Here is a 9227-nt window from a genome sequence, read left to right on the forward strand (position 1 = left end):
GCCGAGCGGGGTGGGATCGCTCGATCCCGGCTGGCTCAGGAAGGGGAACCAGGCCGCCGCATACTGGCGCGCGGCCACGACTTCGATGGCGATCAGGCTGGAGAAGGCGATCAGCGTGATCAGGCCCATCAGATAGCCCATCAGCTCGCCGTGGGAAAAAACCGGGTAGCGGATGATGCCGCCCGCGCGCGGCAGCGCCGCGCCCAGCTCGCAGTAGACGATGCCGAGCAGCAGCACGGCAAAGCCGCCCAGCAGCCAGGAGACGATGCCGGCCGGCCCGGCGATGGCGGATACGTGGCTGGCGGCGAACAGCCATCCCGACCCGAAGATCGCACCCAGGCCGATAAAGGTGAGATCGGTCAGGGTGAGCTGCCGCTTGAACTTGCCTTGCACTGGAGACATGGGGACTCCTTGGTCATCGGGTGATGGCCGTCCGGACGATGCGGCCATCCGCCCGCGAACGCGGGCGGCGGGCGGGCGGATGGCGGCCGCGCGGGCCGGCGGCGCAGTCTCAGGCCCGCAGGCCGACGTCCGGCAGCACCGGGCGCGTGGCCATGGCCTGCGCGACCACCGTCATCACCTGTTCCAGTGCCTCGCCTTGCAGCGGCAAGCGCGGAGGCCGCGTGACGGCGCTCCCGCGCCCGGCGAGTTCCTCGCACAGCTTGATGCACTGGACCAGGTCCGGGCGCGAGTCCAGGTGCAGCAGCGGCATGAACCAGCGGTACAGCGCCAGCGCCTCGTCGAAGCGCCGTTGGCGGGCCAGGCGGAACAGCGTCTCGCCTTCCTTCGGGAAGGCGTTGGACATGCCCGAGATCCAGCCCTCGGCCCCCACGGCAATGCTCTCCAGCACCACGTCGTCCAGCCCGGCGAACAGCACGAAGCGGTCGCCCACGGCGTTGCGCAGGTCGATGAAGCGGCGCGTATCGCCGGAGGAATCCTTGAAGCAGACGATGTTCTCGCAATCGGCGAGCGAGACCAGGATGTCCGGCGTGATGTCGCTGCGGTAGACCAGCGGGTTGTTGTAGAGCATGACCGGCAGGTCCGTGGCGGTGGCGATGTCGCGGAAGTGCGCGGCGGCTTCGTGCGGCTTGGCGGAGTAGACCAGCGCCGGCATTACCATCACGCCGTCGACGCCGACCCGCGCCGCTTCGTTCACCATGTCCCGGGCGAAGGCGGTGGTGAATTCGGCAATGCCCGCGATGACCGGGATGCGGCCCCTGGCGGCGTCTTTCGCCGCTTCGATGACGGCAAGCTTTTCCAGGGTGGACATCGATGTGTTCTCGCCCACGGTGCCGCACACCACCAGGCCGGAGACCCCGTCGGCGACCAGGTTGCGCATCACCTTGTGGGTGGCTTCGATATCCAGCGAGTAGTCGGCCTTGAACTGCGTGCTGACGGCGGGGAATACACCGGTCCAGTGGATGGCGTTGCGGCTCATATCGTCTCCTTTTGTGTGCGTGGGGTGTGCCGGCAGGGCATCACCTGGCCACCAGCCTTCAGGTTCGCAGTTGCGCGCCGTTCGGGCTTGAGACTTTCCGCAAAGCAGGTAGACGAAATCGGCACAATACGAGCCCGCATCGGGCGAGGCCGCGCAAGCGGGCTTGACGGGAGCGGCCCGTTGCGCGCTCCCCGTTCAATCGTGCGCGCCGGGCTTGCCGGCCGGCGGCCTGACCTGCCGCGGCGTGAGTCCGGTCAGGGCCTTGAACTGCCGGGTGAAGGCGCTGTGATCGGTATAGCCGCACTCGAGCGCGATGTCGGTGATCGGCATATCGGTGGACAGCAGCTCGGACGCGCGCTCCAGCCTCGCCTTGTGGATCATTTGACGCGGCGTCAGGTGGAAGATGCGCTTGCAGTAGCGCTCCAGTTGCGCCGCCGACAGGCCGGTCAGCCCGGTCAGTTCGGACAGCAGGATGGGGCGCATGTAGTGCTCGCGGATATAGGTGTCCACCGCCGCCAGCCGCTGGTAGGCCGGATGCGTGTCCCTGGCGCACTGCAGGTCGTGGGAGATGCCGGCCATGCCGATGATGCGGCCGTCGCGATCCAGCAGGGGGTGCTTGCAGGTCATGCACCAGCCCGCATCGCGCGCGGGATAGAGATGGAGCTCAAGCTGCTGCGCAATGGCGCAGCCGGTATCCAGGACGCGCCGGTCCTGCTCCGTGTAGCGCTGGCCAAGATGGGCGGGAAAGACCTCGGCCGACGTCTTGCCAAGCAGGGGTTCGATCCGCTTGAAGCCGCAGCGGGTAGCCAGCGTCAGGTTGGCGACCAGGTAGCGCGCCTGGCGGTCCTTGATGAAGAACACCACGTTGGGGATGGCGTTCAGCAACGGCGTGATCAGCGAGAGGGTATCGAGCAGGGTGGCCATGTCGCGCGGGCGCTGCTTCGATATGCCCGCGCAGATGTCGGCGAGGTGGGCGATGTTGCCGGCCTCGTGCTGGCTCGCCGGTGCCGGCGAGGGTTGCCGGGCCGGGAAGGGGGCGGCGGAGAGGGTGGGCGATGGCGGCATATTGTCTCCTGATGGCTTCTTACTTCATCGGACTTCCGTGTGCGTCGATCCACGGATCTACCGGTGGGCGCTCCAAGCCGCGTTGGCACAGCCTGTCAGCTTCGCCCGTTCTCGTCCAGCATCAATGTGCCGATCCGGGCGGGAGACAGCGGCGGGCGCGGCGTGGGCTGCGTCCAGCCGAACAGGACCCGCCCGGCCGTGGCGCAGACGCGTCCCTGGCAGGCGCCCATGCCGCAGCGGGTCTGCATCCTGGCCATCCAGGCATCCGGATACGCCTGGATGGCCGATAGCGGCACATCCTCGCAGCGGCACAGCGGTGTGTCGGCGCGGGCCAGGGTCTTGAGCGCGGGGTCGAGCGCGAACGTGGTCCGCACCTGTTCCGCGAACGCATGCCAGCGGGCGCGCGTTGCCGCCAGCGCGCCAGCCCGGTCGTCGGCGCCCGCTGCCGCGTAGCCGGCGATCCTGCCTTCGAGCAGGGCCAGCTCGCCGCCGCCGATACCAGTGCATTCGCCCGCCGCATAGACGTGGTGCATGCCGGTGCGCTGGAGCGCATCGACGGCAATCGCATCCGATACGGGGTCGAGCGGGCAGCCCAGCAGCGCGGCCAGCCCGGTATTCGGCACCAGCCCGAAGCCGCACGCCAGCCGGTCGCAGGCAAGCGCCACGGTACGGCCGCCCTGGCGGATGCGCACCGCGCGCAGGCGCTCGTCGCCCAGTGCCTCCACCACATGGGAGCCCGCCCGATAGTGGCCATCCAGCAGGGCGACGGCCTGTGCCGCCTTGGACGGCCAGCGCCACAGCGCGCCGGCGAAGCGCGTCAGGCGTGACAGCGGTGCCTGCTCGGCGACGCGCGCGACATGCGCGCCGTGCCGTCGCGCCGTGGCGGCCGTCGCCAGCAGCAGTGGCCCGCTGCCGGCAATGACGATGCGCTCGCCCCTGACCGGCGCGCCCGCCTTGACCAGGGCCTGCAACCCGCCCGCTCCGGTCACGCCGGGCAGGGTCCAGCCGGGAAAAGGCAGCAGCAGTTCGCGCGCCCCGGTGCACAGGATCAGGTTGCGGAATTGCAGGTGCATGGCGCGCTCGTCGTTCTCGACCAGCAGCGTGTGGGACGCAGGCGCCGCGATCACGCGCGTCGAGGCGTACAGCGCGATGCGGCCGTGCGCGGCGATGGCGTGGCGCAGGCTGCGCGCCTGCGATGGCAGCCGCACGCCTGGCCCATCGCGCCAGATCTGCCCGCCGGGCGCCGGGTTGTCGTCAATGAGCGCGACGCTGCAGCCGCTCCCGGCCGCCGCGCGCGCCGCCGCCATGCCGGCGGGCCCGGCGCCGACGATCAATACGTCGTAGCGGCGCTGGCAAGCGGCAAGTGCTTGCCCGGTGCCCATGTGCCGCGCGCTCATGGCGTGCGCTCCAGCACCATGCCATCCCGGCACGTGGTCTGGCACGCCAGCCGGCGCCGGCCGTCGATGGTCATGCGGCATTCCTGGCAAACGCCCATGCCGCAAAACGGCGCGCGCTGCTCGCCGCCACAGGAGCGGCGGGTGAACGGACGGTCGCTATAGGCCATGGCCGCCGCCACGGAGATGCCCGCCGGCACCCGCAGCGCGCTGCCATCCAGGAGGACGTTCACGGTCGGGTTAGCGGCCCGGTTGCGTTTCATGCGTATTCTCCGTGCCAGGGCCAGGAGCGGTCTCCGTGGCTGCGGCGAAGCGGCTGAAGGAAAATGGCGCCGGATCTATCGGGACCCGCTGGCCTAGCAGCAGCGCCGCCAGCAGGCGCGCGCTGCCGGGCGCGGTGGTCACGCCCAGCCCCTCGTGGCCCACCGCCAGCCACAGGCCCGGCTGACCGGGGTGGGCGCCGACGATGGGCAGCCCGTCGGGCGTGGCGGCGCGAAAGCYGGTCCAGCAGCGGATCGCGTTCATGCCGGCGAGGGCGGGCAGGTAGGCGGCGGCGCGCTGGAGCATGCGGGCCATGACCTGGTTATCCACGGCCGTGTCGAGGCTGTCGAACTGGCGCGACGAGCCGATCAGCAACTGGCCCGTGGGGCGCGGCTGCACATTGAAGGCAACCGAGGTCCCGTCGCTGTGGTGCGCGCTCGCGGCATAGCCGAGTTCGACCAGTTGATGGTTCACGCAGGCCGGGTAGCGGTCGGTAATGACGAGATGTCCCTTCCTGGCGCGGATCGGCAGCGCGGGCAGCAGTTGCGTGGCCTGGATGCCGTTGGCGACGACGACCGCGGTGGCGGTCAGCCGCCTGCCGTCTTCCAGGGTGACATGGTTTGCCTCCACCGCGCTCACCGTGGCGTGCAGAACGTTTATCCGCGATGCCCTCTGCGCGAGCAGCCATGACGCCACGGCCGGGGCGTAGACGATGGCATCGCCCGCGACCTTGAGCGCGCCCGCCAAGCCCGAGCTCAGCATCGGCTCCTGGCACGCCAGTTCGCCGGCATCCAGCGTGGCGCACGGGATGCCCTGCGCCAGCAGCGCGTCTTGCCGCTGGCGGGCCAGGTCCATTTCCGCGGCGTCGCTGGCCACCCACAGCGTGCCGCACTGGCGATAGGCGCAGCTGGCCGGCATGTCGCGGGCGAGCTCCCGCCAGAGCCTGAGCGAGCAGGCGCACAGGTCACGCTCGGCGGCGGTGTCGTCCATCATCACCAGATGGCCCATGCCGGCGTGGGTGGCGCCGCCTGCGCGGCTGTCCAGCACGCAGACATCCAGCCCGTGCCCGGCCAGTTCGAAGGCGCAGGCCGCGCCGACGATCCCGGCGCCGATCACGATGACATCGCCGCAAGCCTGCGCGGGCCTCATGCGCCGATGCCCCAGGCGAAGGGATCGTCGTGCGCGATCAGCAGCGTGGTCTCGGCATACACATGCGCGCGGCCGTGGATGGTCGGGATGATGCGGCCGGGTTCATCGGCGGGCGCATAGTGCGCCACGAAGCGGCTGCCGGTCACGCTGGCCTGGCGCCAGGGTGCGCCGGGCGCGAGCTTGCCGTCCGCTGCCAGGCAGGCGAGCTTGGCGCTGGTGCCGGTGCCGCAGGGAGAGCGGTCGTACGCCTTGCCTGGGCACAGCACGAAATTGCGGCTGTCGGCTTCATCGGCATCGTCGGGCGTGCAGAACAGTTCGATATGGTCGACCGGCGCGCCGTCCGGTGCCGCGATGCCCGCCTGTTCGAGCGCCTGCCGCACGGCCCATGCGAATGCGGTCAGCGCCTCCAGGTTGTTGCGCTCGATGCGCTGGCCATGGGCTTCGATCAGGAAGAACCAGTTGCCGCCCCAGGCGATGTCGCCGGAGACACGGCCGTGGCCCGGCACGTCGACGGCCACCGCATGCCGGTAGCGCCAGGCGGGCACGTTGCGCACACCGACCGTGCCGTCCTCATGCAGCGTGGCCTCCACCGTGCCCACCGGCGTATCGATGCTGTGCCGGCCCGGCGCGATGCGCCCGAGATGCGCCAGCGAGGCCACCAGCCCGATGGTGCCGTGGCCGCACATGCCCAGGTAGCCGCTGTTGTTGAAGAAGATCACGCCCGCGCAGGCACCGGCGGAAACCGGCGGGCACAGCAGCGCGCCGACCATCACGTCGCTGCCGCGCGGCTCCAGCACGGTGGCGGCGCGCCAGCGGTCGTGCTCGCGCGCGAGCCGCTCCAGCCGCGCGGCCATGCCGCCGCTGCCCGGATCGGGGAAACCGTCGATGACCAGCCGGGTGGGTTCGCCGCCGGTGTGGGAGTCGATCACCCTGATCTGGCGGGGAGCGGGCGGTGAAGACACCGTGGAGCTTGCGGTGGAAGGCGGGGCGCTGGGATGCATGGCGGGAATGCCCAGGGGGCCAAGTGTGGATGACCCCTACAGCGTGGCATGGCCGCCCCCTGCCGGCTTGTCGCCTTTCCCCAGCGGCGATGACGAAATCGGCATAGTGGCAAGCCGCTGCCCACTGCTTGCCGCAGGGGCCTCAGATACCGATGAACTCGGTGAACTCGGCGAGCGGCGCGCGCGTGGCGCGCAGCTGGTTGACCGGTGCTTCCGTGTCTTCATAGCCAATCGCCATGCCGGTAAACAGCATGCGTTCGGGCGGAATGGCGAGAAAACCCGAGATGGTTTCCGGGTAGATCGCCCAGCATTCCTGCGCGCAGCTGTCCAGCCCATGCTCGCGTAGCAGCAGCATCACCGTTTGCAGGTACATGCCCAGGTCCGACCATTGCGGCGGGCCCATGCGGCGGTCCACGGTGCAGAACAAGGCCAGCGGCGCGCCGAAGAACGTGAAATTATTGGCAAACTGGGCCATGCGCGCCCGCTTGTTCTCGCGCGGGATGCCCAGGCAGCGATAGAGGTCCTCGCCCACCTGGAAGCGGCGCTCGCGATAGGGCGAGACCAGCTCGCGCGGGTAGATGTCGTACTCGCTCCCTTCGCCGCCGGGCATGCCGGCGATGCGCTCGCGCATGGTGGCCTTGAGCCGCTCCAGCGGCTCGCCGCCCACCACGTGCAGGTGCCAGGGTTGCAGGTTGCCGCCCGACGGCGCGCGCGCGGCCTGCTCCAGCACGTCGCGGATGATCTCCGGCGGTACCGGCGCGGGAAGGAAGCCGCGTACCGATTTGCGGGTCTGGACTGCCATGCTGACTTTCACGCTGTTTTCCTTGGGGCTCGGCGGTGGATCGACGGCATCAGATAAAGGGCGGTTCGCTGCCCCAGTCGAAGAAGTCCGGCATGTCCTGCGACACGCGCTCCGGAAAGCTGGCCGGGCGTTTCTCCAGGAAGGCGCTGACGCCCTCCTTGACGTCCGCCGACTGGCCGCGCGACTGGATCGCGCGGCTGTCCAGGCGGTGCGCTTCCATCGGGTGGCTGGCGCCCGCCATGCGCCAGATCAGCTGGCGCGAGATGGCGACGGATACCGGCGCGGCATTGTCCGCGATCTCGCGGGCCAGCGCCTGCGCGGCCGGCAGCAGGTCTTCGGGCGCGTGCAGCGAGCGCACCAGCCCGCGCTCCAGCGCTTCCTGCGCCGAGAACACGCGGCCGGTATAGCACCACTCAAGCGCCGTCGAGATGCCGACCACGCGCGACAGGAACCACGACGATGCCGCCTCCGGCGTGATGCCGCGGCGCGCGAACACAAAGCCGAACTTGGCGTCGGTGGAGGCCAGGCGGATATCCATCGGCAGTTGCATGGTCACGCCGATGCCCACCGCGGGCCCGTTGACCGCGGCGATCACCGGCTTGAGGCTGCGGAAGATACGTAGCGCCACGCGCCCGCCGCCGTCGCGGTGCGCCGCTTCCTTGCTGGCGCCGTAGCGCTTTTCGTAGTCGAAGGTGGAGCCGCCCGAGGACAGGTCGGCGCCGGCGCAGAAGGCGCGCCCGGAGCCGGTAACGATCACCGCGCGGACGTTGTCGTCGGCGTCGGTGGCGTCGAAGGCATCGATCAGCTCCTGCATCATCTGCGCGGTGAAGGCATTGAGCTTGTCCGGGCGGTGCAGGGTGATGGTGGCGACACCCCGGTCGACGGCGTATTGCAGGGTTTCGAAGCTGGGAGGAGTCGTGGAACTGGAATTGCTCATGGCTGGCCTTGGCTGCTCGAAAGGGTTGGTAGTTAAGGTAGTGCAGAATCGTGCGCCTGCAATCGTCGAATCCGACGAGGTCGCCGCCACCGCCCCGCCGTAGACTGGCGCCAGGAGGCCTGGCGGCGCAGGCATGGCAGGCAAGGCAAAGAACCTGAAAGACAAGAAGCGAGAAGGAACCTCATGAAGACGCGCATTACCGAATTGCTGGGCACCCGTTACCCGATCATCCAGGGCGGCATGCAGTGGGTAGGCTATGCCGAGATGGCCGCCGCGGTATCCAACGCCGGCGGGCTCGGCGTGCTGACCGCGCTGACCCAGCCCACGCCCGAGGCCCTGGCCGCCGAGATCCGCCGCACCCGCGAGCTGACCRACCAGCCCTTCGGCGTCAACCTGACGCTGCTGCCCTCGATCAACCCGCCGCCGTACGCGCGCTACCTCGACGTGATCATCGAAAGCGGCATCAAGGTGCTGGAAACCGCCGGCAACAATCCCAGGGAGCATATCGCGCGCGCCAAGGCCGCCGGCATCAAGGTGATCCACAAATGCGTGGCGATCCGCCATGCGCTGTCGGCCGAGCGCCTGGGTGTGGACGCGGTGTCGATCGACGGTTTCGAGTGCGCGGGCCATCCCGGCGAGGACGACGTGCCGGGCATGGTGCTGATCCCGCTGGCGGCGCGCCGGCTGGGCATTCCGGTGATCGCTTCCGGCGGCATCGCCGACGGGCGGGGCATGGCCGCGGCACTGGTGCTGGGCGCCGAAGGCGTCAACATGGGCACGCGCTTCTGCGCCACCCGCGAGGCGCCGATCCACTACAACGTCAAGCAGGCGCTGGTGGACGCGAGCGAGCGCGACACCAACCTGATCTTCCGCACGCTGCACAACACGGCGCGCGTGCTCAAGAACGCGGTCTCCGATGAAGTCGTCACCATCGAACGCCAGCCCGGCGGCGCCCAGTTCGAGGACGTCAAGCACCTGGTGGCGGGCGTGCGCGGCAAGGCCGCGCTCGCCGCCGGCGAGACCGATGGCGGCATCATCAGCGCCGGCCAGTGCGTGGGCCTGATCGACGATATCCCGACCTGTGCCGAGCTGATCGAGCGCATGGTGGCCGAATGCCGCGAGCAGCTCGGCGTGGCGTCGCGCTATTTCGCGGCGTGAGGCGGCGGGACTGGCATGGCTG

General features: G+C 69.7%; 10 protein-coding genes. 1 reads left to right on the top strand and 9 read right to left on the bottom strand.

Translation table 11 applies throughout. The features are described from left to right. From AC1DKD_RS35225 to AC1DKD_RS35265, 9 genes are all read right to left on the bottom strand, one after another. The coding region (locus AC1DKD_RS35225; protein WP_477144313.1) for an amino acid permease at positions 1-402 on the bottom strand (402 nt) is incomplete at its 3' end. 109 nt (positions 403-511) lie between these two features. Then, complete coding sequence (locus AC1DKD_RS35230) at positions 512-1438, bottom strand: dihydrodipicolinate synthase family protein (RefSeq protein ID WP_441636153.1); 927 nt, start codon at positions 1436-1438, stop codon at positions 512-514. 195 nt (positions 1439-1633) lie between these two features. Next, entirely contained in the window at positions 1634-2503 is an 870-nt protein-coding gene (locus tag AC1DKD_RS35235) for a helix-turn-helix domain-containing protein (RefSeq protein WP_441636155.1), read from the bottom strand. A 95-nt stretch (positions 2504-2598) separates the two neighbouring features. Next, the gene (locus tag AC1DKD_RS35240; protein ID WP_477111155.1) at positions 2599-3900 is read right to left on the bottom strand and encodes an FAD-dependent oxidoreductase; all 1302 of its coding nucleotides are present in this window, start codon (positions 3898-3900) and stop codon (positions 2599-2601) included. Then, entirely contained in the window at positions 3897-4160 is a 264-nt protein-coding gene (locus tag AC1DKD_RS35245) for a (2Fe-2S)-binding protein (protein WP_441637697.1), read from the bottom strand. Before AC1DKD_RS35245 ends, AC1DKD_RS35240 begins: the two co-directional genes overlap by 4 nt. Next, positions 4138-5307: an NAD(P)/FAD-dependent oxidoreductase gene (locus AC1DKD_RS35250; RefSeq protein WP_477144314.1), complete on the bottom strand. Its 1170-nt coding sequence runs from the start codon at positions 5305-5307 to the stop codon at positions 4138-4140. Before AC1DKD_RS35250 ends, AC1DKD_RS35245 begins: the two co-directional genes overlap by 23 nt. Then, positions 5304-6308, bottom strand: a complete 1005-nt coding sequence (locus AC1DKD_RS35255) for a 4-hydroxyproline epimerase (protein ID WP_477101855.1) — start codon at positions 6306-6308, stop codon at positions 5304-5306. The genes AC1DKD_RS35250 and AC1DKD_RS35255 overlap by 4 nt, the downstream gene beginning before the upstream one ends. A 142-nt stretch (positions 6309-6450) precedes the next feature. After that, positions 6451-7122, bottom strand: coding sequence for a nitroreductase (locus tag AC1DKD_RS35260; protein ID WP_441633261.1), 672 nt, complete (start codon positions 7120-7122; stop codon positions 6451-6453). Between the two features lie 37 nt (positions 7123-7159). Next, complete coding sequence (locus tag AC1DKD_RS35265) at positions 7160-8047, bottom strand: crotonase/enoyl-CoA hydratase family protein (protein WP_441633263.1); 888 nt, start codon at positions 8045-8047, stop codon at positions 7160-7162. Between the two features lie 183 nt (positions 8048-8230). On the opposite strand from AC1DKD_RS35265, the gene AC1DKD_RS35270 reads away from it, so the two are divergent. Further along, positions 8231-9205, top strand: coding sequence for an NAD(P)H-dependent flavin oxidoreductase (locus AC1DKD_RS35270; RefSeq protein ID WP_477144315.1), 975 nt, complete (start codon positions 8231-8233; stop codon positions 9203-9205). Positions 9206-9227 lie beyond the last annotated feature (22 nt).

It is taken from the genome of Cupriavidus sp. 05T313, from assembly GCF_056396665.1.

Bases quoted from the DNA above. Each gene is read 5' to 3' on its own strand.
- AC1DKD_RS35255 (WP_477101855.1), bottom strand. From the start codon at position 6,308: ATGCATCCCAGCGCCCCGCCTTCCACCGCAAGCTCCACGGTGTCTTCA.
- AC1DKD_RS35265 (WP_441633263.1), bottom strand. From the start codon at position 8,047: ATGAGCAATTCCAGTTCCACGACTCCTCCCAGCTTCGAAACCCTGCAA.
- AC1DKD_RS35230 (WP_441636153.1), bottom strand. From the start codon at position 1,438: ATGAGCCGCAACGCCATCCACTGGACCGGTGTATTCCCCGCCGTCAGC.
- AC1DKD_RS35245 (WP_441637697.1), bottom strand. From the start codon at position 4,160: ATGAAACGCAACCGGGCCGCTAACCCGACCGTGAACGTCCTCCTGGAT.
- AC1DKD_RS35235 (WP_441636155.1), bottom strand. From the start codon at position 2,503: ATGCCGCCATCGCCCACCCTCTCCGCCGCCCCCTTCCCGGCCCGGCAA.
- AC1DKD_RS35240 (WP_477111155.1), bottom strand. From the start codon at position 3,900: ATGAGCGCGCGGCACATGGGCACCGGGCAAGCACTTGCCGCTTGCCAG.